Origin of the sequence: Ideonella alba (genome assembly GCF_018069875.1) — a bacterium.
GTDB lineage: Bacteria > Pseudomonadota > Gammaproteobacteria > Burkholderiales > Burkholderiaceae_C > Ideonella > Ideonella alba.
The window spans coordinates 147,901-173,312 of the sequence record NZ_JAGQDF010000010.1; the positions used below are offsets into that span (position 1 = coordinate 147,901).

At 70.6% G+C, this 25,412-nt stretch carries 17 protein-coding genes and 2 pseudogenes; 6 read left to right on the forward strand and 13 right to left on the reverse strand.

Features of this window, described 5'->3' with window-relative positions:
- The first annotated feature begins 13 nt into the window (after positions 1 to 13).
- A complete protein-coding gene (locus KAK07_RS17185; protein ID WP_210854318.1) occupies positions 14 to 487 on the forward strand; it encodes a CBS domain-containing protein in 474 nt (157 codons plus the stop codon).
- Here KAK07_RS17185 and KAK07_RS17190 read toward each other — a convergent pair whose 3' ends face one another.
- Positions 488 to 2,722, reverse strand: a complete 2,235-nt coding sequence (locus KAK07_RS17190) for a putative bifunctional diguanylate cyclase/phosphodiesterase (protein ID WP_210862058.1) — start codon at positions 2,720 to 2,722, stop codon at positions 488 to 490.
- Positions 2,723 to 2,936: 214 nt separating this feature from the next.
- On the opposite strand from KAK07_RS17190, the gene aroC reads away from it, so the two are divergent.
- Entirely contained in the window at positions 2,937 to 4,037 is a 1,101-nt protein-coding gene (gene aroC, locus KAK07_RS17195; RefSeq protein WP_210862059.1) for a chorismate synthase, read from the forward strand.
- Here aroC and KAK07_RS17200 read toward each other — a convergent pair.
- From KAK07_RS17200 to KAK07_RS17255, 12 genes and pseudogenes are all read right to left on the reverse strand, one after another.
- Positions 3,983 to 5,113, reverse strand: a complete 1,131-nt coding sequence (locus tag KAK07_RS17200; RefSeq protein ID WP_247661129.1) for a protein-glutamate methylesterase/protein-glutamine glutaminase — start codon at positions 5,111 to 5,113, stop codon at positions 3,983 to 3,985. The two genes, aroC and KAK07_RS17200, sit on opposite strands and share 55 nt — an antisense overlap.
- Positions 5,110 to 5,595 carry a chemotaxis protein CheD gene (locus tag KAK07_RS17205; protein WP_210854315.1) on the reverse strand — a complete coding sequence of 162 codons (486 nt, stop codon included), beginning with the start codon at positions 5,593 to 5,595 and terminating at the stop codon, positions 5,110 to 5,112. The genes KAK07_RS17200 and KAK07_RS17205 overlap by 4 nt, the downstream gene beginning before the upstream one ends.
- Positions 5,596 to 5,620: 25 nt before the next feature.
- Positions 5,621 to 6,418: a CheR family methyltransferase gene (locus tag KAK07_RS17210; RefSeq protein WP_210854314.1), complete on the reverse strand. Its 798-nt coding sequence runs from the start codon at positions 6,416 to 6,418 to the stop codon at positions 5,621 to 5,623.
- A 2-nt stretch (positions 6,419 to 6,420) separates the two neighbouring features.
- Entirely contained in the window at positions 6,421 to 6,954 is a 534-nt protein-coding gene (locus KAK07_RS17215) for a chemotaxis protein CheW (protein WP_210862061.1), read from the reverse strand.
- Positions 6,955 to 6,966: 12 nt separating this feature from the next.
- Positions 6,967 to 7,785 (reverse strand): annotated as a pseudogene (locus KAK07_RS25950) (methyl-accepting chemotaxis protein); the annotation flags it as partial.
- A gap of 987 nt (positions 7,786 to 8,772) precedes the next feature.
- Positions 8,773 to 9,123, reverse strand: a pseudogene (locus KAK07_RS25955) (PAS domain-containing protein); the annotation flags it as partial.
- Between the two features lie 27 nt (positions 9,124 to 9,150).
- Positions 9,151 to 11,733, reverse strand: a complete 2,583-nt coding sequence (locus KAK07_RS17230; protein ID WP_210862063.1) for a methyl-accepting chemotaxis protein — start codon at positions 11,731 to 11,733, stop codon at positions 9,151 to 9,153.
- Complete coding sequence (locus KAK07_RS17235) at positions 11,730 to 13,991, reverse strand: chemotaxis protein CheA (RefSeq protein WP_210862065.1); 2,262 nt, start codon at positions 13,989 to 13,991, stop codon at positions 11,730 to 11,732. Before KAK07_RS17235 ends, KAK07_RS17230 begins: the two co-directional genes overlap by 4 nt.
- Positions 13,988 to 14,296, reverse strand: coding sequence for an STAS domain-containing protein (locus KAK07_RS17240; RefSeq protein ID WP_210862067.1), 309 nt, complete (start codon positions 14,294 to 14,296; stop codon positions 13,988 to 13,990). The genes KAK07_RS17235 and KAK07_RS17240 overlap by 4 nt, the downstream gene beginning before the upstream one ends.
- A gap of 16 nt (positions 14,297 to 14,312) precedes the next feature.
- On the reverse strand, positions 14,313 to 14,678 hold the full coding sequence (locus KAK07_RS17245; RefSeq protein WP_210801224.1) for a response regulator: 366 nt from the start codon (positions 14,676 to 14,678) through the stop codon (positions 14,313 to 14,315).
- A 43-nt stretch (positions 14,679 to 14,721) separates the two neighbouring features.
- Entirely contained in the window at positions 14,722 to 15,087 is a 366-nt protein-coding gene (locus KAK07_RS17250) for a response regulator (RefSeq protein ID WP_210854309.1), read from the reverse strand.
- A gap of 15 nt (positions 15,088 to 15,102) precedes the next feature.
- The gene (locus KAK07_RS17255) at positions 15,103 to 16,299 is read right to left on the reverse strand and encodes a methyl-accepting chemotaxis protein (RefSeq protein ID WP_210854308.1); all 1,197 of its coding nucleotides are present in this window, start codon (positions 16,297 to 16,299) and stop codon (positions 15,103 to 15,105) included.
- Between the two features lie 230 nt (positions 16,300 to 16,529).
- Between KAK07_RS17255 and KAK07_RS17260 the strand changes: the two genes are divergently transcribed.
- From KAK07_RS17260 to KAK07_RS17275, 4 genes are all read left to right on the forward strand, one after another.
- Complete coding sequence (locus tag KAK07_RS17260; RefSeq protein ID WP_210862069.1) at positions 16,530 to 18,584, forward strand: methyl-accepting chemotaxis protein; 2,055 nt, start codon at positions 16,530 to 16,532, stop codon at positions 18,582 to 18,584.
- Between the two features lie 10 nt (positions 18,585 to 18,594).
- On the forward strand, positions 18,595 to 20,904 hold the full coding sequence (locus tag KAK07_RS17265) for a methyl-accepting chemotaxis protein (protein ID WP_210862070.1): 2,310 nt from the start codon (positions 18,595 to 18,597) through the stop codon (positions 20,902 to 20,904).
- A gap of 166 nt (positions 20,905 to 21,070) precedes the next feature.
- On the forward strand, positions 21,071 to 22,219 hold the full coding sequence (locus tag KAK07_RS17270; protein WP_210854305.1) for an efflux RND transporter periplasmic adaptor subunit: 1,149 nt from the start codon (positions 21,071 to 21,073) through the stop codon (positions 22,217 to 22,219).
- Positions 22,220 to 22,250: 31 nt separating this feature from the next.
- Complete coding sequence (locus tag KAK07_RS17275; RefSeq protein WP_210862072.1) at positions 22,251 to 25,403, forward strand: efflux RND transporter permease subunit; 3,153 nt, start codon at positions 22,251 to 22,253, stop codon at positions 25,401 to 25,403.
- Positions 25,404 to 25,412: the final 9 nt, after the last annotated feature.

Sequence of the window (25,412 nt, forward strand, 5' to 3'; positions counted from 1 at the left end):
AGGAGAACCCACGATGAAGGTCAGCGACATCCTGCGCGTCAAGGGCAACACGCTGTTCACCGTCACGCCGGACCAGCCACTGGCCGACGCTGTCACCACCATGGCCACGCATGACATCGGCTCGCTGGTGGTGATGGACCACGGCAACCTGGTGGGGATGCTGACCTTCCGCGAGGTGATCCTGGCGATCGTCAAGAACGGCGGCCAGGTCGGCGCCACCACGATCAGCGGCGTCATGGACAGCCACCCGCTGACTTGCTCGCCCGATACCGAGATCGACGAGGTGCGCCGCATGATGCTGGGCCGCCATGCCCGCTACATGCCGGTGCTCAACGAGCGCACGCTGATGGGGGTGATCTCGTTCTACGACGTCGCCAAGACCGTGGTCGAGGCGCAGGACTTCGAGAACCGCATGCTCAAGGCCTACATCCGCGACTGGCCCGTCGAGGAAGGCGCGCCCGGCAACACCGCCGTGCCCGGCGCCTGATCAGGCGGCCGTGGCGTCGGCCGGGCTGCGGGACGCGGCCGGCTGACGCGCCATCATCCAGGCAAAGGCCGCATCGGCGTCCACCGGACGGCAGTAGCGGTAGCCCTGGACCATGTCGCAGCCGTGGGCGCGCAGGAAGCGCGCCTGCTCGTCGTTCTCCACGCCTTCGGCGATCGTGCTCAGGTGCAGCGCCCGGGCCAGCTGGATGATGGCCTGCACGATCGCGCGGTCGTCGGCGTCGGTCGAGATGTCGCGCACGAAGCTCTGGTCGATCTTCAGCGTGTGGATCGGGAAGCGCTTGAGGTAGTTCAGCGACGAGTAACCGGTGCCGAAGTCGTCGATCGACAGGCGCACGCCCAGCGCATGCAGGCGCTCCATCATGGCCATCGCCGCGGCCGGGTTGCCGGTGGCCACGCTCTCGGTCAGTTCCAGCTCCAGGCAGGAGGCCGGGATGCCGGCCTCGTCGAGGATGGCCTTCACCCGGTCGGGCAGCGTGGGGTCGCGGAACTGCAGCGCCGACAGGTTCACCGCCACGGTGATCGGCGGCAGCCCGGCGGCCATCCAGGCCTTGACCTGGTGGGCGGCGGTGCGCATGACCCACTCGCCGATCGCCAGGATCTGGCCGCTGCTCTCGGCCAGCGGGATGAATTCACCGGGCGAGACCATGCCCAGCTCCGGGTGCTTCCAGCGCACCAGGGCCTCGATGCCGCTGACTTCGCCGGTGTCCACCGCCAGCTGGGGCTGGTAGTGCAGCAGCAGCTCGTCGCGCTCCACCGCGCGGCGCAGCGCCGATTCCAGCTGCAGCTGGCGCACCGAGCGCTGCTGCATGCCTTCCGCAAAGAACGCGACGCGGCCGGGACCCTCCTGCTTGGCGCGGTACATCGCGGTGTCGGCGCAGCGCACCAGGGCTTCGACGTCCGGGCCGTCGGCCGGGTAGACGGCGATGCCCACCGACAGCGTCATGCTCAGTTCGTGACCCATCACCATGAAGGGCTGGGCCACCTGCTCCAGCAGCTTGCCGGCCACATGGGCGGCGCCGTTGGCGTCGGTGTCGGGCAGCAGGACGGCGAACTCGTCGCCGCCCAGGCGCGCCACGGTGTCGCCCTCGCGCAGCGCATTGCGCAGGCGCAGCGACATCTCCAGCAGCACCGCGTCACCGGCGGTGTGGCTGAAGTTGTCGTTGATGTCCCGGAAACGGTTCAGGTCCATCACCAGCATCGCCACCGACTGGCCCTGGCGCCGCGCCTGGGCCACCGCGGTGTCGGCGCGCTCAAGCAGCAGGTGGCGGTTGGGCAGGTCGGTCAGCGCGTCGTAGTGCGCCTGGCGCTGCATGCGCTGCTCGGTCTCCCGGGTGCGCGTGATGTCGTTGATGATGCAGATCAGGTGGGTGGTGCGGCCTTCGCCGTCGACGCGCCGGCTCATGGACACCCAGGCGGTGTAGAGCTCGCCGTCCTTGCGCAGGCTGCGCAACTCGCCCTGCCAGTGGCCGCTGCGCAGCAGCTGGCGGCGGATGCGGCGGTGCAGGTGGGGGTCTTCCAGCGCGGTGGTCAGCATCGCCGGGTAGTGGCCCTGGACCTCGTGCGCGTCGTATCCGGTGATCTGGCTGAAGGCGGGGTTCACCGACACGATCACGCCGCGCGGGTCGGTGATCATGATGCCCTCGCGCGCCTGGTCGAAGACCGCGGCGGCCAGCATCAGTTTGTCCTCGGCCAGGCGGCGCATGGTGATGTCGCGTGCCTCGATCAGCAGGCGTGCCGGCGCGCCCAGGCCGTTGATGCGACGGGCCTGGAATTCGATCTCGCGGCGGCCCTGGCCGGGGCTGTCGAGCCGCAGGTCCAGCCGTGCGGGCGCGCCGTCCAGCGCAGCTTGGACCGCCTGCTGCAGCCGCTGCGCCTGGGCCGCCGGCTCATGCCAGCCGGCACATTCCCACAGCGGTCGGGTGGTCCGGTCCTGGCCGTCCAGCCAGGGGCGGCCCGCAGCGTTGACCTTCAACAGGCGGCCGCTGTCATCCATCAGCCCGATGAACTGCGGGCCCTGCTCCAGCATCGCCTGGCACATCAGGTCCTCGTTGGGCGGGCTGGCCGGGTGGCTGCGGCGGCGTGCCCAGGCCCAGCCAGCACCGGCGCCCAGCGCCAGCAGGCCCAGGCCGACCAGCCCGGAGGCGCCGCTCGCCGAGCTCTGTGCCCAGGCCGGTGCGCTCGCGCAGGCGGTGCCCAGCGCCAGCAGGCGGGGCATCGTGCGCAACAGGGCGGGCGGGGGGCGAAGCGGCATCAGGCTGCAGAACGGACAGGGTTACAGACCTCACTGTGCCGCGAAGCCACCCCTCACGATGCCCGGAGTCCCGGGCAAAAAACGGTCCTGTTCGGTGGCGAGGCCAGGCCGGGCACAGGCCCGTAAAATCAGCAGCTCTTCACACGACCCCGGACCGCCCCTGGCCGGTCCGCCCGCGATGTCCGGCAGCACCCTCGGCGAACTCTTTCGCGTCACCAATTTCGGCGAAAGCCACGGCCCGGCCATCGGCTGCGTGATCGACGGCTGCCCGCCGGGGATGGCGCTGAGCGAAGCCGACATCCAGCCCGAGCTGGACCGGCGCCGCCCGGGCACCAGTCGCCACGTCACCCAGCGCAACGAGGCCGACGCGGTGGAGATCCTCTCCGGCGTCTACCAGGGCCACACCACCGGCACGCCGATCTGCCTGCTGATCCGCAACACCGACCAGCGCAGCAAGGACTACGGCAACATCACCGAGACCTTCCGCCCCGGCCACGCCGACTACACCTACTGGCACCGCTACGGCATCCGTGACCCGCGCGGCGGCGGCCGCAGCTCGGCACGCCTGACCGCGCCCACCGTGGCCGCCGGCGCGGTGGCCCGCAAGTGGCTGCACCAGGCCTACGGCACCACGTTCCGCGGCTGCCTGACCGCGATCGGCGAGCGTGAGATCGCCCGCGACGACTGGACCCAGGTGGACCGCAACCCCTTCTTCGCCGCCACCGCCCAGGGCATCGACGAGCTCGAGGCCTACATGGATGCGCTGCGCAAGTCCGGCGACTCGGTCGGCGCGCGGCTCTATGTGGAGGCCCAGGGCGTGCCGGTGGGCCTGGGCGAGCCGCTGTTCGACCGCCTGGACGCCGACATCGCCCACGCGATGATGGGTCTGAATGCGGTCAAGGGCGTCGAGATCGGTGCCGGCTTCGACTGCGTGCGTCAGCGCGGCAGCGAGCATGGTGATGAGCTGACGCCCGAGGGCTTTCTGAGCAACCACGCCGGCGGCATCCTGGGCGGCATCTCCAGCGGCCAGGACATCACGGTGAATGTGGCGATCAAGCCGACCAGCTCGATCCGGCTGCCCCGCCGCTCGATCGACCTGAACGGGCAGCCGGCGGTGGTCGAGACCCACGGCCGCCACGATCCCTGCGTGGGCATCCGCGCCACACCGATCGCCGAGGCGCTGCTGGCGCTGGTCCTGATGGACCACGCACTGCGGCGGCGTGCTCAGTGCGGCGATGTGTCGGTGTTGACGCCCGATATCGCCCGCGCCACCCGCTGACCCGGCGCCACGCGGGCCTGCTGCAGCAGCCAGGGCGCGATCTCGGGCAGCGGCAGCACCGCGTCGGCCGCGCCCAGGCGGATCGCCTCCTTGGGCATGCCGAACACCACGCTGCTGGCCTGGTCCTGGGCGGCGGTGAGGGCGCCGGCGTCGTGCATGTCGCGCAGACCGCGGGCGCCGTCGTCGCCCATGCCGGTCATGATCACGCCGATCGCCGCCGCACCCGCCTGCTGGGCCACCGAGCGGAACAGCACATCCACCGACGGCCGGTGGTGGTTGATCAGCGGCCCGTCGATCACCTCGACCACGAACTGGCTGCCCTGGCGGCGCAAGCGCATGTGGCGACCGCCGGGGGCGATCAGCGCGCGGCCGGGCAGCACACGCTCGCCGTGGCGGGCCTCGGCCACCTCGATGTCGCACAGGCCGTTCAGCCGCGCGGCCAGTGAGGCGGTGAACCCCGCCGGCATGTGCTGAACGATGACGATGCCTGGCGTCTGCACGGGCAGGGCGCGCAGCACCACCTCGATCGACTGCACGCCGCCGGTGGACAGGCCCATCGCGATGACCCGGCTGCCCGGGGGGCCGAGCGGCGCTGCGGGCAGCGGCGGCGGCGTCAGCGGCGCCGGACGGGCGGCCTGCGGCAGCGCGCCCAGCGCGCCCAGGTTGGCGCGTGCGGCGCTGCGCACGGTGTCGACCAGGTCGTTGGCCTGGTCTTCCAGGAAGGACTTCAGCCCCGCCTTGGGCTTGGTGACGAAGCCCACCGCGCCGGCGGCCAGCGCCTCCAGTGTCACCTCGCAGCCGGCCTCGGTGAGGGTGGAGCACATCACCACCGGGGTGGGTTGCTCGGCCATCACCTGGCGCAGGAAGCTGATGCCGTCCATGCGCGGCATCTCGACGTCCAGCACCAGCACATCGGGTTGCAGCGAGCGCAGCTTGGGCCAGGCGAACAGCGGGTCGGAGGCGGTGGCCACCACCTCGATGCCGGCTGCCTCCAGCCGGTCCGACAGGTGTTTGCGCACGACCGCCGAGTCGTCGACGATCATCACGCGGGTGCGGGGTGGCCGGGGGGCGTTCATGCGTGTCGTCGTCCGCCGCGCCGCACCTCGACCGTCCCGCTGCCCAGCGCCAGCGTGACGGTGCGCGGGACATGGTCACCGACATCGACGCCTTCGAGCTGGAAGCCGTGCTTGTCGATCTGCGTCCAGCCCTGCTCGATGTTGCGCTCGCCCACGTTGAGCTTGACGCCGGTCTGGTCGGGCATGGTGTCGGCGCCGCCATAGAGGTGGGCGACGTATTCTTCCGGCCGCGTGCCCAGCTCGCGCAGGCGCATCACCAGCAGGTCGATCGCCTCCGAGCCGTAGCGGCCGTCGAGCACGCCATCGGTCGGCCCCTTGCGCTCGGGCAGCAGGAAGTGGCACATGCCGCCCCAGCGCTTGGCCGGGTGCCACAGCGTGACGGCCACGCAGGAGCCCAGCAGCGTGCGCAGCTCCGAGGCCTTGCCGCCGAAGTACCACTGGCCCGGCATCAGGAACAGCTTCTGCCCGGACTCCGCGACCATGCCGCCGCGGCCCGGGGGCAGCGCGCTAGCGGGCGTAGACCGCGGTGCGAACCGGCCGGAGCTGGGTGGCGAGATTGCTGAGTGATTCCGCATGGCCTGTGAACAGGTATCCCTGGGGCTTGAGCAAGGGCGCGACCCGGTTGACGATCGCCTCCTTGGCCGGGTTGTCGAAATAGATCAGGACGTTGCGCAGGAAGATGACGTCGAAACTGCCCAGCGCGGGCAGGGTCTCCATCAGGTTGGCATTGTCGAAGCGCACGTTCTGCCGCAGGCTGCGCGAGATCAGCAGACGCCCTTCCTGGTCGCCATGGCCGCGCAGGCAGTGGCGCTTGAGGTACTCGCGCGGCACATGGCGCGCCCGCTCCATCGGGTAGACGGCGCGCCGCGCGGTCTCGACCATCACCGTGGACAGGTCGGTGCCGATCACTTCCCAGCCGGTCGCTCCCAGCTTCTCGGCCAGCAGCATCGCGATGCTGTAGGCCTCCTCGCCCGATGAGCTGGCGGCGCTCCAGACGCGGAACGGCTCGTGGCCGTCGTGGTCCTCGGCCAGCCGCGCCAGGAACTCGAAGTGCTGGGGTTCGCGGAAGAAATAGGTCTCGTTGGTGGTGAGCTTGTCCACCACGCGCACGATCTCGGCCGGGTCGCGCTGCTCGAGCAGCTGGCGCACGTAGTCGTCCAGCCGGCGCACGCCCAGGCGCTGCGCCAGCTTGTGCAGCCGCCCTTCGACCAGCGGCCGCTTGGCTTCGGACAGGCGGATGCCCGAGACGCTCTCGAACAGGCCCACCACGGCCAGGAAGGATTCCTTGGACAGGCTGTCGGACATGGTCAGGCGGCCAGCGGCTGGCCGATCAGGTCCGCCAGTTCCTCCAGTGCCAGCGTGCGCGACAGCGCCAGCACCGGCACCATGTCACCGCGGTGGCGGGTAATGCCGGCCATGAAGCGCGGATCGATGCGGTTGCCCAGCGCCGGTGGCTCTTCCAGTTGCTGGGCGTCAGCGTCCAGCACCTCGTGCACCGCATCGACCATCAGGCCGATGACCTGGGCGCCGTGGTCGGACAGCTCCGACGGCGGCACCTCGACGACGATGATGCAGCTGCGCCGGCCCGGCACGGCCGGGGGCAGGGCCAGGCGCGCCGCGAGGTCGATCACCGGCACCACTGCGCCGCGCAGGTTCATCACGCCGCGCACGAAGGCGGGCATCAGCGGCAGCGGCGTCGAGGGGCCCAGCTCGAGGATCTCGCGCACCGCATCGATCGGCACCGCGAAGATGCCGTCACCCAGCGCGAAGCGCAGGAACTGGGACGAGGCGCCCTGCAGGTCGGCCAGGAGGCCGGTGTCGCCGGACGGGATGGCATGCATGGCGGCTCTCCGTCAGAAGGGGGCAAAGGCGTCGGACTCGGCGGCCGCTCGCCGCGGACGGGCGCGCGCGGCAGGCCCGTCCCGCCGCGCGGGCTTGGCCGCCGGCGCGGCATCGTCGGCCAGCTGGAAGCTGGCCATCAGCTCCTGCAGCTGGGTGGCCTGGGCCGACAGTTCTTCGGCCGTGGCCGACAGCTCTTCAGACAGCGACGCATTCTGCTGCGTGCCCTGGCTGATGTGGTCCATGGCGGTGGAGACCTGGTTGACGCCACCGGCCTGCTCGGCGCTGGCGGCGGCAATTTCCTGGACCAGCGCGCTGGTGCGGCTGATCGCCGGCAGCATGCTGGCCAGCAGCTGGCCGGCCTGCTCGGCCTTGCCCACCGATTCGGTGGCCAGCGTGCTGATTTCCTGCGCCGCGACCTGGCTGCGCTCGGCGAGCTTGCGCACCTCGGCAGCCACCACCGCAAAGCCCTTGCCGTGTTCGCCGGCGCGGGCGGCCTCGATCGCGGCGTTCAGGGCCAGCAGATTGGTCTGGTAGGCGATGTCGTCGACGATCGAGATCTTGCGGGCAATGACCTTCATCGCCTCCACCGTCTGCGCCACCGATTCGCCGCCGCGCGCGGCCTCCTGGGCGGCCTGGTTGGCCATCTGGTCGGTCAGCGTGGCGTTGTCGGCGTTCTGGCGCACCGACGAGGCCATTTCCTGCAGCGAGGCGGTGGTCTCTTCCAGACTGGCTGCCTGCTCCGAGGCCGACTGCGACAGCACCTGGGAGGTGGACGACACCTGGCCCGCCGCCGAACCCAGCTGCTGGGCCGAGCGGCGCACCTCGACGATGGTGCGGCTGACGGTCTGGACCAGGCCGTTGAAGCGCTCGGCCAGCTCCTTGTAGAAGCCGCTCTTGTCCTCGGTGCCGATGCGCAGCGTGAAGTTGCCCTCCACCGCCAGCGAGGCCAGCTGGCTGATCTCGGCCTCGGCCGCCAGCTGCTCGGTCATGTCGTTCCACTGGCCAACCGAGCCGACCTGGCGACCATCGGGGGCGAAGATCGGCGAGGTGATCACGTCATAGGTGCGCCCACCCAGCATCATGCGGGTGGTGGTGGGCTGCTTGAGGCTGCGCAGGCGGGCCAGCGCCTCGTCCGGCTTGACGTAGAACACGCCGACCGAGGAGCCGACGATGGTGTCCGGATTGAACTGCGGGCCCAGCGAGGCGCGGAAAGCCGTCAGATCGCGGCGCAGGATGCGGTCCAGCGCCTTGTTGATGAAGATGATCGTGCCTTCGGCATTGGCGATGCGGGTGGGCGTGGCGGCCTCATCCAGCGCCTGGCGCACGCGCGAGGCTTCCTCGGCCTGCTTGCGGGCGTCGGCGTACTCGAAGCCCAGGCGCGTCTGCACCTGCTTGAGCGACATCAGCATGGTCGCCAGCTGGTCATGGCCATGCACGTCGATGGCGCCGTCGAAGCGGCCCTGGCCGAAGGCCTGCATCTGCTGGGCGGTCACCGCCAGCGAGCTGGACAGGCGGCGCGCAAAGCGCCAGCTGGCCACGCCGGACACCGCCAGCACGCCGGCGCAGACCTGCGCCAGCGGCCAGGAGCCACTGGCATAGGCCAGGCCGCCCAGGGCGCCGCTGGCCAGCATGGACAGGCCCAGCAGACCGGCCTTGCCGATCAGCCCCAGGGCATCCAGGCCGCGGCTGAAGCGGTCGCCCCAGGCGGCCAGGCGGCCGCTGATCACGCGTCCCTGGCGCAGCTCGATGCCGTGACCGGCGTCCTCGCGCATCCGGCGGTACAGGGCCTCGGCCATCTCGACACGGGCCCGCTCGGGACGGGTGCGCACCGACATGAAGCCGGCGATGCGGCCGCCCTCGTACAGCGGCGTCACGTTGGCCTGCACCCAGTAGAAGTCGCCGTTCTTGCGGCGGTTCTTGACCAGGCCCGACCAGGGTTGGCCGTCCTTGAGCGTGCGCCACATGTCCTCGAAGGCCGCGGGTGGCATGTCAGGGTGGCGCACCAGGTTGTGCGGCTGGCCCAGCAGCTCCTGCTCGGTGAAGCCGCTGGCCCGGACGAAATCCTGGTTGACGTAGGTGATGCGTCCCTGCGGGTCGGTGCGCGAGACGATGGTCTCGCCCTCCGACATCAGGTACTCGACTTGGGTGACGGGCTGGTTGTTGCGCATGGCTTCGAGCAGGCGGGGGCGCCGGCCTCAGAACGGGGCGAAGGAGCCTTCATCCACCGATTCGCCCAGGGGCGTCGGGGCGGCGGGCGTGCGTTGGCGTGGTGCGCTGGCGCGCGGGCGGGCTGCGGCGCCAGCCTGGGCCGGGCTGCGGGTCACGGCCCGGCCTTCCGCCCGACCGCTGCCCTCGTCTCCGGCGACCTGGAAGAAGGCCATCAGCTCCTGCAGTTGCGCAGCCTGGGCCGACAGCTCCTCGGCCGTGGCCGACAGCTGCTCGGCCGACGAGGCGTTCTGCTGCGTGGCGCCGTTGAGGTGGTCCATGGCGGCGGTGATCTGGCTCACGCCACCGGCCTGCTCGGCGCTGGCGGCGGCGATTTCCTGCACCAGTTCGCTGGTGCGGTTGATCGAGGGCACCATCTCGGCCAGCAGGGCGCCGGCCTTCTCGGCCTGTTGCACCGAATCGGTGGCCAGCGTGCCGATTTCCTGCGCCGCGACCTGGCTGCGCTCGGCCAGCTTGCGCACCTCGGCGGCCACCACGGCGAAGCCCTTGCCATGCTCGCCAGCACGGGCGGCCTCGATCGCGGCGTTCAGCGCCAGCAGGTTGGTCTGGTAGGCGATGTCGTCGATGATGGAGATGCGGGTGGCGATCTGGCGCATCGCGGCAGCGGTGCGCACCACGGCCTCACCGCCCTCGGTGGCCTCGCGGGCCGCCTTGGTGGCCATGCTGTCGGTCTGGTTGGCGTTGTCGGAGTTCTGCTGCACCGACGACGACATCTCCTGCAGCGAGGCGGTGGTCTCTTCCAGGCTGGCCGCCTGCTCCGAGGCCGACTGCGACAGCATCTGCGAAGTCGACGAGACCTGCGCCGAGGCCGAGGTCAGCTGTTCGGCCGCCGCGCGGACTTCGATGATCGTCTGGCTGACCGTCTCGAGCAGGTTGTTGAACAGGTTGCCCAGCGTGGCGAAGAACGGCTGCTTGCCTTCGGTGTCCATGCGGGCGGCGAAGTCGCCGCGGCCGGCGCCTTCGACGATGGCGCCGATCTCGCGCTCGGCTGCCACCTCGTCGGTGCGGTCGTTCCACTCGACCACCGTGCCGATGCGCAGGCCGTTGGCGTCGGAGATCGGGTTGGCGATCAGCGAGAAGCTCAGGCCGCCGATCTCGATGCTGGCGCGGTGCTCGCCGCGCAGGTGACCCAGCAGGTTGCGCTGGTGGCTGGGGTTGCGGTGGAAGCTGTCAAAGCTCTGGCCCATCACATGGCTGGCACTGAAGCCGGGCAGGGCGGTGCGCATGGCGGCCTCGCGGCGCTGCAGCATCTGCTCGACAGCGCGGTTCATGTAGACGATCTGGCCATCGGCGTCGGCGATCATCATGTTGGTGCTGCTGGTGTCCAGCGCCTGGCGCACGCGCAGGTTCTCCGAGGCGATGCGGGCATCACGCTCGATGCGCTGCTTCAGGTCGCTCTGCATGCGCGAGAGCGACTGCAGCAGCTGCGAGGCCTCGCTGCGGCCGTTGTCCACAGGGATCACGTGGTCCAGCTCACCGGCACCCACCGCCTGCGCAGCGGCCACGGCATCCGCGATCGGCCGGGTGACCGAGCGAACGATCAGCACCGAGAAGCCCAGGCCGCTCAGGGCCAGCAGGGCCACGGTCGCGATGAGCGTCGTGATCTCATTGAGATGGGCCGACTCGCGCGCTTGCAGACTGGCCTGCAGCGCGGTGTGCAACTGATCCACCAGTTGGTAGTGGGCCTGCACCGCCGGGTAGAAGGCCTTGTGGGCGTCGATCGCGTTGCCGCTCTGGCTGGCGCCCGGGCGCAGCACCGCGGCCGCGAACTTGACCGCCGCCTGCTGGGCCTCGTCGGTCTTCTTGGCCAGGGCGCCGACGCTGCCTTCCAGCGAGGCGTCGGCGGCCAGGATCTTCTCGATCTGCGTGGTGTAGTGGTTCTGTACGTTGGTGAGGGCTCGCAGCGTGGCCGCCGCCTCGGTCAGGCCTGCCACGTCGCCACCCGCGCCGGCCAGCAGACGCTGGCTGTCGGCATGGAGCTCGGTGAGCGCGCTGGTGGTCAGGGCGGCATCCATCACCGCGGCCGCCTGCAGGAAGTAGCCATCGGCGGCCGGATCCAGCGTCAGGCCGAAGTGGTCGGCGATGTGCTCCTGGAGGTCCCGGCCGTTCTGCAGCATCACGTCGAACTGCGCCATCGCGTCGTCCAGCTTGGAAGCGTCGACCGTGCCCAGGGCGGCCAGTGCCTGACTGGCCTTGGCGATCTCGCCCCAATGGTGGCGGATCTCGTCGTCGCCGGTGATCGTGCCGACGGTCTTCTCGACCGTGGCATACGCGGCGGAGAAGCCACCGTCCCCCGCGGACGCCAGCCGTCGCACGGCTTCGTCGCTGCTGGCCAGTTGAACCAGGGCGGTGCGGCGCGTCTCCACCGCCCGCAGCAGCGCATGGGTGTGGCGGATCGGCTCGACGCCGGCCAGCTCCAGGCGGGTGGAGCCGAGCGTGGCGAACTCGGTGCGCATCAGCAAGGCCAGCGGCACGGCGCACAGCACCAGGGCCAGAACGCCCAGCACGGCAAATTTCTGCCACAGCAGCAGGCGGGCAAGGAGGTTCTTCATCGGGCGTCTCCGGACAGGACAGGCTGCAGGCCGCTCGACGAGACGGCCTGGTGGGTCGGGTGGGTGAAGGAACGGGTGGTGTGCACGACAGCGCTGGACACCAGGGCCGGCACATCCAGGACCAGGGCGACTTCGCCCGAGCCCAGGATGGTCGAGCCGGCGATGGCGCGCAGGTGGCGGAAGATCGGTGACAAGGGCTTCAGCACGGTCTGGTGCTCGCCCATCAGGCGATCGACGATCAGGCCCACGCGCTTCATGCCGTCACGCACGATGACCAGGCTGCGGCGGGCGTTGGGCGCCAGGGGTGCCGGGGCGTGGCGGTAGAACGCGGCGACGTCCAGCCAGGGCAGGACCTCGCCACGCAGGTCAAAGCAGCCCGAGACGCGCTGGGTGTCGCGCGTGCAGGCTTCGGGCACGTCGATGCACTCCGAGACGATCTCCAGCGGCAGCACGTAGCAGACGCCGCCGACCTGGGTCAGGAAGCCGTCGATCATCGCCAGCGTCAGCGGCAGGCGGATCTGCATCGTCGCGCCCTTGCCCGGGCGGCTGTAGACGCGGATCTGGCCGCGCAGCGACTCGATGTTGCGCTTGACCACGTCCATGCCCACACCGCGGCCCGAGACATTGGTCACCTGCTCGGCCGTGGAGAAGCCGGGCAAGAAGATCAGCTGGTCGATGTCCTCGTCGGCCAGATCGGCGTGCGCCGGCACCAGGCCGCGCTCGATCGCCTTGGCGAGGATGCGCTCGCGGTTCAGGCCGCGACCGTCGTCGCCCACCTCGATCACGATGGCGCCGGCCTCGTGGTAAGCGTTCAGGCGCAGCTTGCCCACGGCCGGCTTGCCGGCGGCCTGGCGGCCCTCGGGCGTTTCCAGACCATGGTCCATGCTGTTGCGCACCAGGTGCATCAGCGGGTCGGCGATGATCTCGACCATCGACTTGTCGAGCTCGGTGTCACCGCCGGTGATCACCAGCTCGACGTCCTTGCCCAGCTGCTTGCCCAGGTCGCGCACCACGCGCTGGAAGCGCGAGAAGGTGTCGCCCACCGGCACCATGCGCAGGCCCAGGGCGCCGTCGCGGGCTTCCTCGACCAGGCCTTCGATGCGCAGCGCGGCTTCCATGAAGGCCGGCGAGGCCTCCTGCTGGGCCACCAGCTGGGCGCCTGAGCTGGCGATGACCAGCTCGCCGATCAGGTCGATCAGGTGGTCCAGTTTGTCGGCGCGCACGCGGATGAACCGGGTGTCGTCGCCGGGGCGGCGGGCCGCGGTCGTGGCGGCGGCGGCCGCAGCAGCGGTCGGCGCCGTCGCGGGGGCCGGTGCGGATGCGGTGACAGGGGTGGCCGCCACGGCGACGACCGGGGCGGCGGCCGGTGGCACCTCGGGCGCCTGGCTGGCGGGAGGGCTCAGGTCGAAGCCGAAGGCCTGCCAGGTCTGGCTGAGCCGATCACGCACCGCGGCGTCCTGCGCGGCGCGGCGCTCCAGCAGCGCCAGGCGCTGCGCGGGGGCGGCCTGCGGCTCGAGGATCGCGATGTCGCAATCGTCGGCACAGAACTCGAACACCTGTTCAATCTCCTGCCGGCTGGCCGCGCTGTCAAAACGCAGCTCCACACCGACATGGCAGGACTCCGGATCCAGTGCCGCCAGGGGCGGCACCTGCTCGGTCAGCAGCCGGATGCCGGCCACCCGGCCCAGGGATTCCAGATAGCGCAGGAAGGCCAGCGGGTCCAGGCCGTTGCGCAGCGCGTCGGGGCCGAAGCGCAAGGACAGCTGCCAGGCGCCGGCGACACCGGTGTCGGCGTCGGCGTCGGCCGCCGGCGTATCGTCGACCAGCTCCTGCGGCGCTGGCTGGCCGCCGGCGGCCTGCGCGGCGGCGCGCAGTTCGGCACCCAGGGTGCGGCTGACATCGGCCACCGCGGCATCGCGGGCGCCGGTGCGCACCTCGTCGAGCAGCGCCTCCATCTGGTCGCGGCTGCGCAGCAGCAGCTGGGTCACGTGCTCGTCGACGGCCAGGGTGCCCGAGCGCAGATGCTCCAGCAGGGTTTCGGCCTCGTGGGTGAAGGCCACGACGGCCTCGAAGCCGAACAGGCCGGCGGTGCCCTTGATGGTGTGGGCGGCGCGGAAGGCCGCGTTCAGGTTCTCGCTGTCCTGCGGGTTTTCTTCCATCACCAGCAGCGCCTGCTCGAACTGGCGCAGCATGTCGCCGGCCTCGTCGAGGAAGCCCTCGCGTGCGACGGCCAGGATCTCGTCGTCGTCACGGCTCATGCAGGCTCTCCGGCAGGGGCGGTGGAGGGGGGGCTCAGCGAGGCGTCGAGTCCGTAGGTGCGCAGCGCCTGCTCGACGGCGGACGACAGCTGCACCAGGTGCAGGCGGTGGCCGCGTTCGCGCAGGCTGCGGTCGGTGGCCAGCAGCAGCTGCACGCCCGAGGTGTCGGCTTCATCGACCTGGGTCAGGTCCAGGCTCAGGTCGCCCGGGTGGCTGTCCAGCAGCGCGATCAGTTGCTCGCGCTGACGCGCGGCATCGACCACCCCCAGACCGCCTTCGAGGCGCACCGCCATCGGCTCGCTCATCGCGCGCTCCCGGTGTTCAGACGCACAGGCGGCCGACGGCGTCGACCAGTTGCGAGGGCTGGAAGGGCTTGGTGATCCAGGCGCGGGCGCCGGCGGCCTTGCCCTCGGCCTTCTTGGATTCCTGCGACTCGGTGGTCAGCATGATCACCGGGGTGAACTTGTACTGCGCCATGGTCTTGAGGTGGCGCAGGAAGCTCAGGCCGTCCATCTGCGGCATGTTGACGTCGCAGACGATCAGGTTGAGCTTCTGGCCGTTGAGCTTGGCGACCGCGTCCTTGCCGTCACAGGCCTCCACGACCGCGTAGCCGGCCTTCTGCAGCGCCAGCTTGACGACGGTGCGGAAGCTGCCGGAATCGTCCACCACCATGATGGTCTTGCTCATGTCGATATCTCCTGGAAATGAAAGCGTGTGGGGATGACGGGAGTCAGATGCAGAGCTTGTTCACGGCATCGAGCAGCTGCGCGGTTTGGAAGGGCTTGGCCAGCCAGCCCTTGGCGCCTGCTGCCCGCGCCTCGTCCTTCTTGGACTGCTGGGTCTCGGTGGTCAGCATCACCACCGGCGTGAACTTGTGCAGCGGACTGGCCTTGAGCTGCTTGACGAAGCTGATGCCGTCCATCTGGGGCATGTTGATGTCGCAGACCACCAGGTTGAGCTTGCGGCCGGTCAGCTTGGCCAGTGCGTCCCGGCCGTCAGTGGCCTCGACCACGTCGTAGCCCGCCTTCTGCAGGGCCAGCTTGACCACGGTGCGGAAGCTGCCGGAATCGTCGACGACCATCACGGTCTTGTTCATGGTGTGCTCCATCGATCAGAAGAACTCGACCTCGGACTTGGCGTCGACCTTGGCCGTGGCATGGTGGGAGGAGCGCATGTCCTCCATCGTGTAGGTGGATTCCAGGCGGTCCAGCCAGCGGTTGGCCGACTGCGCGGCCTCGTCGGGCTCGCCCTCAAGCCAGCGCTGCAGGCGCTGCATGTCGTCGGTGACCGAGACCAGCATCTGGCTCAGGCGGTCCTGGGCCTGCAGGTTGACGAGGATCTGCTCGACCTCCTGCTGGACCTGGTGTCCGGCCTCGTGCAGCGTGCGCTGCGAGCGGGCGACATCCTCGATACCCACCAGCAGGGCCTGCAGCACCGCGCGGGCGCCCTGTTCGGCCTGCAGGCGCAACTCGTCCTCGGTGGTGTCCACCGACTGGCCATGGCGGCGCAGGCCCTGGACCTTGGACTGCAGCTGGGCCAGGTGGCGGCCCAGTGCGGCGCCGGCCTGGCGCGACTGGTCGGCCAGCTGGCGCACCTCCTGGGCGACCACGGCGAAACCGTGGCCGGCCTGGGCGCCGCCACCGCTGCCGGCGCGTTGGGCCTCGACGGAGGCGTTCAGCGCGAGCAGGTGGGTGGCGCGGCTGATCGTCTGGACTTCCTTGCTCAGCGCGGTCATCTGGTCGAGCGTGCCGCCCAGCTCGGACAGCCCGCCCAGCAGCTCGTCCTTGAGCTGGGTGATGGCGCGGGTGGAGGCCAGCAGGGTTTCAAGCTCGTCGCGGTGGCTGTCGAGCAGCTGGTCAATGGAGGCGGCGTCCAGGCGCGGCGCCTGGCCGCCGGTCTGCAGCGCCTGGTCCAGCTGGGAGGCGATCTCGGCGAAGCTTTCGACCAGCGCCGACATGCTCTGTTCGGCATGCAGCCGCGCGCCGTCGACGTTGCGGCGCCACACCGGCACGATCTGCCGCGTCAGGCCGCTGGCCGGCGTTGCGGGGGCCGACGGGGTGGCCGCCGATGCCGCTGCGGCAGCCCCTGTGGACCGTGGCACGGCGCGCCGTTGCCAGTACCAGCCGACGGCCAGGCAGGCGCCGGCGCCCAGCGCCAGCGGTGCCGCCTGCTGGGTTCCCAGGGTGGCGCCCAACGCCAACGCGCTGGCCAGCGCCAGCCCGGGCAGCCAGGATTGCCATGCGGCGGCGCGGATCGACGGGCGGGTCCCGTCGATGGCGTCATCACCCGGCGAGCTTGGAAGGTGCATGCGAAAGGGCTCCGATGGATGTGCAGGGCTTGAAGGGCCCGACACTGGATCGACCAATGCAGCCAAGTGTGTAGGGCTCGGTCGCGGATTGATCGACCGATCAGGCCTGAAAAGCGTCTGCTCTTCGGTCCATGGGGGGGATGGCGCCTGCCTAGGATGCGTCCATCGGTTCCCCGCCCGTGGTCGTCTGGCGCGCGTGCGGGGTTTCCCACGCCCCACGCGCGACCTGCATGATCGACTTACGACACCTTCTCGGCCTGCACCGCCGCCGCAGCGATGGCAGCGTCGAACAGCTGCATCTGCTGCGCTACCACGGCCTGTGGGGCCCGGGCGTGCGCCTGCTGCAGAACCTGCGCTTTCGCAGCAAGATCATGCTGTTGCTGGTCTCACTGGCGGTGCCGCTGGCCTTGCTGCTGACGCAACTGGCATTGGCCGGCTGGACCGAATGGCGCGAACTGCAGCGCTCGGTGGCGGCGCTGAAGGTCTACCGCGCGGTCGCGAACGAGCAACTGGCGCTGGGCCAGTTGGGGGTGGCGATGTTCGATGCCGACCGCGACCCCGCCGCCGCCCCGCAGGTGGCACAGGCGCTGAAGGCGGCCCAGCAGGCGGGGGCCGATCTGCGCCAGCAGCTGGCCAGCGAGCCCGCCACCGCCGAGCGTCTGCGCGAAGCCCTGTACGTGCTGCGCGACGACGACCGCACGCTGCAGGCCCTGGTGGCCGATACCCGAAGCGGTGCGGCCGGCCGCCCGCCCGCCAAGTACATGGGTCTGTTGGACGTTCAAGCCGGCCTGGACACCTTCCGGACCGCGGTGCTGCAGGAGGGCGGCAAGGCGCTGCATGACCAGCATGTCGCCTTTGCCCTGAATGCCGGTGCGCTCGACGCCATGCCCCTGGTCAACCGCCACCTGTGGCGCAGCGAGCGCCCCGGCGTGCGCGTGTTCACCGAGGAGGGGCGCGCCGCCCACGGCATTCGGCTGCTGGAGAGCACCGTGGTGATGCAGCGCGAGGTGGATGTGCTGCGCAGTCACCTCGACTCGCTCAGCGACGACGGCCTGCCCGAGATCGCCAACCTGCGCCGCTCGATCGATCAGCTGACCAGCTTCGGCGCCCTGGCGCGCCGGCTGGCCGGCGTGGCCCAGACGGCCGGCTCCGAGGCCGAGGTGGTCCGGGCCATGGGCATGGACGTGGCCGGCTTCCTGCGCCAGGCGCGCGGCAGTCAGGCCCTGGCACGCGGTCTGCACGAGCAGTTGATGAACCTGGCCGAGCGCACCCAGCAGCAACGCATGGCGCACACCCGCGCGGCGCTGCTGAGCGTGGCCCTGAGCACGCTGGCCTGTCTGGCGGTGATGGCCTATCTGCTGGTCTGCGTGGTGAAGGTGGTGGGCGGCGGCCTGAGCGAGCTGTGCTCACGTGTCGATGCCCTGGCCAAGGGCGACCTGAGCGAGAAGCCCGAAGCCCGCGGCACGGACGAGGTCGGCCAGGCGTTGACCGCGCTGTCCATGTCGACGCACCGGATGTCCACGCTGTTCGAGGCGGTCACGCAGGGCGTGGCGGCGGTGTCCTTCGCCTCGCGTGAGGTGGCGGTGGGCAATGCCGGCCTGAACGGCCGCACCGGCGACATCCAGCGCTCGATCGAGGACGTGGGCCAGCGCGCCCGGGCCTCGATGGAGGCGATGAACCGGGCCGGCGGCGAAGTCGACCGCATTGCCGAGCACATGCGTGAGGTGCGCGTCGACGCGCACCGCAGCCGGCGCGCAGCCCAGGAACTGGCGTCGTGCATGAATGGCCTGCAGGCCAAGAGCCGGGAGATCGGCCGCGTGGTGATGCTGGTCGAGTCGGTGGCCCACCAGACCCGGCTGCTGTCGCTCAACGCCTCGGTCGAGGCAGCACGCGCCGGAGCGGCCGGCAAGGGCTTCGCGGTCGTGGCCCAGGAGGTGCGGCAGTTGGCCCGCCGCAGCGAGACCGCGGCGCACAAGATCGCCGAGATCGTCAAGGCGTCGGTGGACGAGATCGCCCAGGGCAATCTGCTGACCGAGCGCGTGGGCGAGAGCGTGCGCAAGACCGACGAGCGGGTCGGCGAGGTCAGCGCCATCATGGGCGACATCGTCCGGCTGACCCAGGCCGGACGGGACCAGTCCAGTGAGGTGGTGGGCATCACCCGCCAGGTCGAGGAGTCGGCCGGGGGCAATGCGCGGATGGTCGAACAGCTGGCCCAGGCCTCGGCGGGGCTGCGTGAGCAAGGTGATCACCTGAAGCGCTCGATGCAGCACTTCGTCTTCGGTTGAGGGGCGCGACATGGTGTCGTTGATCTGGGAGCGGGGCGTTGCGTGGACGCAGCGGCGGGGCCTGTATGCCAAGCTGGGCCTGATGCTGCTGGTGCTGGGGCTGCCGCTGGTCGCGCTGCTCGGGCAGTCCCTGCACGAACGCCTGGGCGAGGTCGAGCGCCTGTCGCGCCGGCTGGATGGCCTGTTGGCCACCGAGCAGCTGCTGCGTGTCCAGCAGCGCCTGGATGCACCGGCGGATCTGACCGATCTGGCGGCGGTGGACACCGCTCTGGCTGCGCTGAACATGCCGGACAGTGAGACCGGCTGGCACGCGCTGCGTGAGCGCCTGGCGCAGCGCCCTGCGCAGGCCGCACCGGTGCTGCGGTCGGCCTTGCTGGCCGACCTGCAGCGCCTGGCGCTGCGCGTGGCGCGCGACAGCGGCACGCTGGAGTCGGGCAGTGCCACCGAGGCCCTGCGCCTGTCGCTGTCGACCGATCTGCTGCCGGCGTTGCAGGACGAGGTGGGCCAGATCGCACCGCGCCTGACCCCGGGTCAGATGCCCGACATGGGCGACGGCGAGCGCTCGGCACTGCGGACCCAGCTGGCGATGCTGGAGCGCGACACCGAAACGATCGATCAGCGCACCGATATGCTGCTTGGCGCCGAGAACCTGCAGTCGCCCGCCTGGTCCCAGGCGCGGCAGACCATGCGCGCCTACCTGCGCGAGGCCGACGCCGCGCTGCAGGACCCCGACGGCGCGGCCGGCCAGGTGGACCTGCCGGGACGCGGACAGCAGGTGCTGCAGCAACTGGGCAACACCGAGGTGGCCCTGCTTGAGGCGCAGATGGACGACTCTCGGTCCGCGCTGGCGCGTGCGCGCTGGTCGCTGTGGGCCACGGCCCTGGTGGCCCTGCTGTGGCTGGGCGTGGTGGTCATCACCGTGCTGCTGCTGCGCTCCGGGCTGCTGCAATCCTTTGCCGCGCTGGGCGGCGCGATTCGCGCCATCGCTGATGGCGACCTCGGCCACCGTGCCGATGTGCCCGGCCAGGACGAGCTGACCGCGCTGGGGCGCCGTGTCGACCGCATGGGACAGCGCATGTCGGCGATGGTGGCCGAGATCCGCACCACCGCAGTGCGCGTGCGCGAGGGCGGCGCGCAGGTGGCCGACGAGGCGCTGTCGCTGGCCGCCCGCAACGAGCGTCAGACCGAACGCCTGACCCGCTCGGTGCGGGATATCGGGCGCCTGGGGGACGAGGTGCGCGTCACCGCCGAGGCGGTGGCCGATCTGGGCACGATGTGCCGACGCCTGGAGGAGCGCGCCAGCGAGAGTGGCGAGGCGATGCGCCACGCCGTCGAGACGGCGACCGCCCTGCAGGACAGCTCGCGCCGGGTGGCCGAGATCAACGGCGTGATCGACGACATCGCCTTCCAGACCAACCTGGTGGCGCTCAATGCCTCTGTCGAGGCGGCACGGGCCGGTGAGAGTGGTCGCGGCTTCTCGGTCGTTGCGGCGGAGATCCGCCAGCTGGCGCTGCGCTGCGCGGAAGCCGCCGGCGAGGTGCGCGAGACGATCGAGCTGATCGTCGACGGCGCCGACCACTCGGCCACGCGCATCGCGGGCATTGGTCAGGCGCTGGAAGGCATGGGGCAGGGCATCGGGTCGATGGCCCGCCGGGTGCACGACATCGGTCAGGCCGCCGAGCGCCAGGCCGACGCGCTGGCCGAGGTCAACGGCGAGGTGCAGGCGCTGCAGGCGCTGGGCCAGGAATATGCGCGCAGCGTGCTGGCCACCGAGGACGCCTCGCGTGCCATGGTCCAGCAATCCGAGGCCTTGCAGACCTCGGTGGCGGCGTTCCGGCTGCGCCAGGGCACGGCCGATGAGGCACGCGCGATGAGCGAGGCCGCCCGTCGGCGGGTGGCCGAGGTCGGCTGGACCAAGGCGGCCGAGGAATTCCACCGGCCCGACGGCCCCTTCCTGGACCGGGACATGTATGTCTTCGCCTTCGACGCCGAGGGCCGCTACCTTGCATGTGGCAACGCTCCGGACCGGGTCGGACGCTGCGTGCTGGACATCCCCGGCCTGCCGCCCAGCGGGGCAGAGACCCTGTTGAACGCCGGCCGGGCCATGGCCGAGCAGGGCGGTGGCTGGGTCGAGTACGAGTTCGCACTGGCCGACCTGTCCGGTTCCGGCCGCAAGAGCGCCTGGGTGGAAGACCTGGGTGACGGCGCCTTCCTGGGGGTGGGTGTCTACCGCCCGGGCCCGACCAGCGACGCCGCATCACCGCCGGTGGCGGGTGCGGGCGCCTCCGCCGCCGCACCGGCGACCGAGGCCCACGCCTGAAGACGGCCCGGGCGGGTTCCCCGTTTCGTCGGCCCCGGCTGCACTTCGTCGGCCGGCCACGCCGTTCATCGGGCACTGCGCCAGATCAAGCCGCTGCCTCTACACTGCGCCACGCCTCACGAGGGCAATCACGCGGTCGATGGTCGACCGGGCACAGGGGACGAGGATGCGGTCAGGCAAGCAATGGGTTTTTGGCGTTGTGGCGCTGGTGGTGCTGGCGGGTGCTGGCATGTGGTGGAAGGGCCAGCAGAGTGCCCAGGCGGCTGACAAGAAGGAGCCACCACCGCCGCCGCTGGTGTTCTCACCCAAGGAAGTGGCCACCGCGCAGATGCGCGCGTTGACCCAGGTGATCACCTTCTCGGGGCCGCTGGTCTCGCCCAATACCGCCACCGTCAAGGCCAAGGCAGCGGGCACGCTGCTGTCGCTGTCGGTGTCCGAGGGCAGCCGGGTGAAGCGCGGCCAGGCCCTGGGCATGCTTGATCTGGCCGACCTGACGGCCCGGCTGCAGGAGCGCCAGGCTGGCGTGGCCTCGGCCCAGGCCACGCTGGCCCAGGCCGAGCGCACCCATGCGTCCAACCAGCGGCTGGCTGACCAGCAGTTCATCTCGCCGATCGCGCTGGACAACTCGCGCGCCGCGCTCGACACCGCCCGCGCCCAGTTGGGCGCGGCCCAGGCGCAGGTGGAATCGGCCCGCATCGCGCTGCGCGAGGCCGCGCTGGTGGCGCCGATCGATGGCATCGTCGCCAAGCGCCATGCGCTGCCGGGCGAGAAGGTGTCGGCCGAGCAGCCGGTGCTGACCCTGGTGGACCTGCGCACGCTGGAGATGGCCGGCAGCGTGGGCACGCGCGACATCGCGCGGCTGCGCCCCGGGATGACGGTGCGCCTGCTGATCGAGGGCGACCCCCGCGCGGTCGATGGCCAGCTGGCGCGCATCGCGCCGTCGGTGGATGCCGGCGCACGGTCGATCCAGGTGACGGTGACCCTGGGCAACCCTGACGAGCGCTGGCGCGCCGGCCAGTTTGCGCTGGCCCGGGTGGAGTTGCCGGCCGAGCAGCCCACCCTGGCGGTGCCGGCCACCGCGGTGGGCACGGCCTCGGGGCAGGAGTACGTCTGGGCGCTGGAGAAGGACCAGTTGATCCGCCGCACCGTGGTGACCGGCCGCCGCGACCCGTCCAGTGGCGAGGTCGAGGTGCTGCAGGGCCTGAGCGCCGGCCAGGTGGTGCTGGCGGGCAGCTTCGAGAACCTGCGCGAAGGCCGCACGGCCCGCGTGGGCGACGCCACGGCCAGCGCACCGGCCGCCGCCGCGTCGCGCTGATCCCTCATCCCATGTCCCGGAGGTTCCAGCCATGTGGATGACCCGCGTCTCGATCAACAACCCCGTCTTCGCCACGATGGTGATGGTGGCCATCTGCGTGCTGGGCCTGTTCGCCTACAACCGCCTGGGCGTGGAGCAGATGCCCGACGTCTCGCCGCCGATGGTGTTTGTCCAGGTGGCCTACCCCGGCGCCTCGCCGCCGGCGGTGGAAACCGAGGTGACCCAGCCGCTGGAGCAGGCCCTCAACGGCATTGCCGGCATCAAGCAGATCACCTCGAACAGCTTCGAGGGCCGCAGCGAAAGCTACCTGCGCTTCAATGTCGACGCCGACATGAGCCGCGCCGTGCAGGACGTGCGCGACAAGGTGGCCCAGGTCCAGGCCAGCTTTCCGCGAGACGTCAAGCAGCCGCTGATCGCCCGCTTCGATGGCGACAACCAGCAACCCACGGTCATCGTGGCGCTGATGGCCAGCGACCGCAGCGCCCGTGAGCTGTCGCTGCTGGCCGACCAGACGCTGCGCCGCCGCTTCGAGCGGGTCGACGGCGTGGCGCGCGTGCAGATCGGCGGCCTGGTGGTGCGCCAGGTGCGCATCGACCTGGACCCGCAGCGCCTGCGCGCCCATGCGCTGACGCCGGCTGACGTGGCCGCCGCGCTGCAGCGCGCCAACGCCGACCAGCCGGTGGGCCTGCTCAGCGGCGAGCGCATCGATGCCATCGTGCGCATCGAGGGCCGCATCCGCACGCCCAAGGAATTCGGCGAGGTGGTGGTGTCCTCCGGCGCAGCCGGCGTGGTCACCGTGGCCGACCTGGGGCAGGTGGTGGAGCGCGAGCAGGAACCCGACTCGCTGTCGCGCATCAACGGCAAGCAGGCCGTGACCTTCAACATCGTCAAGCAGCAGGACGCCAACCTGGTGGCCACCGGCGAGGCCGTCAAGGCGGCCTACGAGGAGATCAAGGGCAGCCTGCCGCCGGGCATGGAGATGCGGCTGATCTGGGCGCGCAGCGACTGGACCAAGGACTCGCTCGACGGCGTCAAGCGCACCCTGATCGAGGGCGCGCTGCTGACCGTGGGCATCGTCTTCCTGTTCCTGCACAGCTGGCGCAGCACCGTGATCACCGGCCTGACGCTGCCGATCTCCGTGATCGCCAGCTTCCTGGCGGTGTACGCCTTCGGCTTCACGCTGAACTTCATGACGATGATGGCGCTGAGCCTGTGCATCGGCCTGCTGATCGATGACGCGATCGTGGTGCGCGAAAACATCGTGCGCCACGTGAAGATGGGCAAGGACCACCACACCGCGGCCCGCGAAGGCACCGACGAGATCGGCCTGGCGGTGCTGGCCACCACCTTCGCGATCTGCGCGGTGTTCACGCCGGTGGCCTTCATGCACGGCATCGTCGGCAAGTTTTTCTACCCCTTCGGCATCACCGTGGTGGCGGCGGTGCTGGTCAGCCTGTTCGTCAGCTTCACGCTCGACCCGATGCTCTCGGCCGTCTGGAAGGATCCTCCGGGTGACCGCTTCAGCCGGCTGCCCGTCGTGCGGCACCTGCTGGCCGCGGTGGATGCGGGCATGGAGCACCTGCACAGCCTCTACGGCGCGCTGATCCGCTGGGCGATGGGGCCCAGCCGCTACCGCCTGCCCTGGCCCGCCTACGGCCACCCGTTCGGCCCCGATGGTCGCCGCCAGAAGGGCGAGCCCCGCCGCTGGCGCCGGGCCACGCTGAGCCCGCGCGGGGTGGTGCTGTGGGTCGCCGCCTTCAGCTTCGTGGCCGCGCTGGCCATTCCGGCCTCGGGCCTGATCGGCGCCGAGATGATCCCGCAGACCGATGACGGCTTCATCCAGATCAACGTCAAGCTGCCGGTGGGCTCCAGCCTGGAGCGCTCCGACGAGAAATTCCGCCAGCTCGAGGCCATCGTCACCCGCTTCCCCGAGGTGGTGACGGTCAACACCAACATCGGCGGCGAGCAGGGACGCTCGGCCGGCACGATCGGCGTGAACCTGAAGCCCCGCAAGCAGCGCGAGCGCAGCCAGAAGGAGGTCGAGGACGCGATCCGCGCCGCCTTCGCCAGCGTGCCCGGCGTGGACGTGGCCCTGGGCTGGGACCGTCCGATCTATGTGGGCGTGCTGGGGCCGGACCCGGAAGTGCTGGACCAGATCACCACCCAGCTGACCGAGAAGATCCGCAAGATCAAGGGCATCGCCGACCTGGAGAACTCGGTCAAGCCCGGTGTGCCCGCCTACGCGGTGCGTCTGAAGCCCGATGCCGCCCGCGAGCTGGGCCTGTCGGCGCAGACGCTGGCCAGCTCGATGCGCGCCTACGTGAACGGTGACGTGGCCACCTGGTGGACCACGCCCGATGGCCAGCAGGTGGAGGTGCAGCTGCGCCTGCCGCAGGACCAGCGGCGCGACATTGACCAGCTGCGCCAGCTGCCGGTGGCCTACGCCAAGGACGGCACGCCGGTGGCGCTGGAGCGCGTGGCGACGATCACCGCGGTCACCAACCCGCAGCTGATCAAGCGCCAGGACCTGCAGCGCCGCCAGGGCATCTACGCCGGCATCGACCATGGCTCGGGTCGCGCCGCCGGTGACGTAGGCGCCGACGTGAAGAAGCTGGTCGAGCAGACCTCGCTGCCACCGGGCTACCGCTTCGACGTGGGCGGCCAGACCAAGGACCAGGATGAGGTGTTCGGCGCCATCTTCGGCGCGCTGGGCCTGGCGGTGATCTTCATCTACATCGTGCTGGCCAGCCAGTTCGGCAGCTTCATCCAGCCGCTGGCGATCATGGCCTCGCTGCCGCTGTCACTGATCGGCGTGATGCTGGCGCTGTGGATCAGCCAGTCCACGATCAACCTGTTCTCGCTGATCGGCCTGATCATGCTGATGGGCCTGGTGACGAAGAACGCAATCCTGCTGGTCGACTTCGCCAACCATGCGCGCCAGCGCGGCGCCGGCATGATGGACGCCCTGCTCGAGGCCGGCCAGACCCGGATGCGGCCCATCGTCATGACCACCGCGGCCATGGTCTTCGGCATGTTGCCGCTGGCGCTGGCGCTGAACGAGGGTGGCGAGTTCCAGGCCTCGATGGGCCGCGCCATCATCGGTGGCGTGATCACCTCGACGCTGCTGACGCTGGTGGTGGTGCCGGTGATCTACAGCTACCTGGTGCGCGAGAAGCGGGGCTGAGCGGGCGGC

Coding starts and splice junctions, on each gene's coding strand:
- KAK07_RS17185 (WP_210854318.1), top strand. CDS start 14: ATGAAGGTCAGCGACATCCTGCGCGTCAAGGGCAACACGCTGTTCACC.
- KAK07_RS17190 (WP_210862058.1), bottom strand. CDS start 2,722: ATGCCCCGCCTGCTGGCGCTGGGCACCGCCTGCGCGAGCGCACCGGCC.
- aroC (WP_210862059.1), top strand. CDS start 2,937: ATGTCCGGCAGCACCCTCGGCGAACTCTTTCGCGTCACCAATTTCGGC.
- KAK07_RS17200 (WP_247661129.1), bottom strand. CDS start 5,113: ATGAACGCCCCCCGGCCACCCCGCACCCGCGTGATGATCGTCGACGAC.
- KAK07_RS17205 (WP_210854315.1), bottom strand. CDS start 5,595: ATGGTCGCGGAGTCCGGGCAGAAGCTGTTCCTGATGCCGGGCCAGTGG.
- KAK07_RS17210 (WP_210854314.1), bottom strand. CDS start 6,418: ATGTCCGACAGCCTGTCCAAGGAATCCTTCCTGGCCGTGGTGGGCCTG.
- KAK07_RS17215 (WP_210862061.1), bottom strand. CDS start 6,954: ATGCATGCCATCCCGTCCGGCGACACCGGCCTCCTGGCCGACCTGCAG.
- KAK07_RS17230 (WP_210862063.1), bottom strand. CDS start 11,733: ATGAAGAACCTCCTTGCCCGCCTGCTGCTGTGGCAGAAATTTGCCGTG.
- KAK07_RS17235 (WP_210862065.1), bottom strand. CDS start 13,991: ATGAGCCGTGACGACGACGAGATCCTGGCCGTCGCACGCGAGGGCTTC.
- KAK07_RS17240 (WP_210862067.1), bottom strand. CDS start 14,296: ATGAGCGAGCCGATGGCGGTGCGCCTCGAAGGCGGTCTGGGGGTGGTC.
- KAK07_RS17245 (WP_210801224.1), bottom strand. CDS start 14,678: ATGAGCAAGACCATCATGGTGGTGGACGATTCCGGCAGCTTCCGCACC.
- KAK07_RS17250 (WP_210854309.1), bottom strand. CDS start 15,087: ATGAACAAGACCGTGATGGTCGTCGACGATTCCGGCAGCTTCCGCACC.
- KAK07_RS17255 (WP_210854308.1), bottom strand. CDS start 16,299: ATGCACCTTCCAAGCTCGCCGGGTGATGACGCCATCGACGGGACCCGC.
- KAK07_RS17260 (WP_210862069.1), top strand. CDS start 16,530: ATGATCGACTTACGACACCTTCTCGGCCTGCACCGCCGCCGCAGCGAT.
- KAK07_RS17265 (WP_210862070.1), top strand. CDS start 18,595: ATGGTGTCGTTGATCTGGGAGCGGGGCGTTGCGTGGACGCAGCGGCGG.
- KAK07_RS17270 (WP_210854305.1), top strand. CDS start 21,071: ATGCGGTCAGGCAAGCAATGGGTTTTTGGCGTTGTGGCGCTGGTGGTG.
- KAK07_RS17275 (WP_210862072.1), top strand. CDS start 22,251: ATGTGGATGACCCGCGTCTCGATCAACAACCCCGTCTTCGCCACGATG.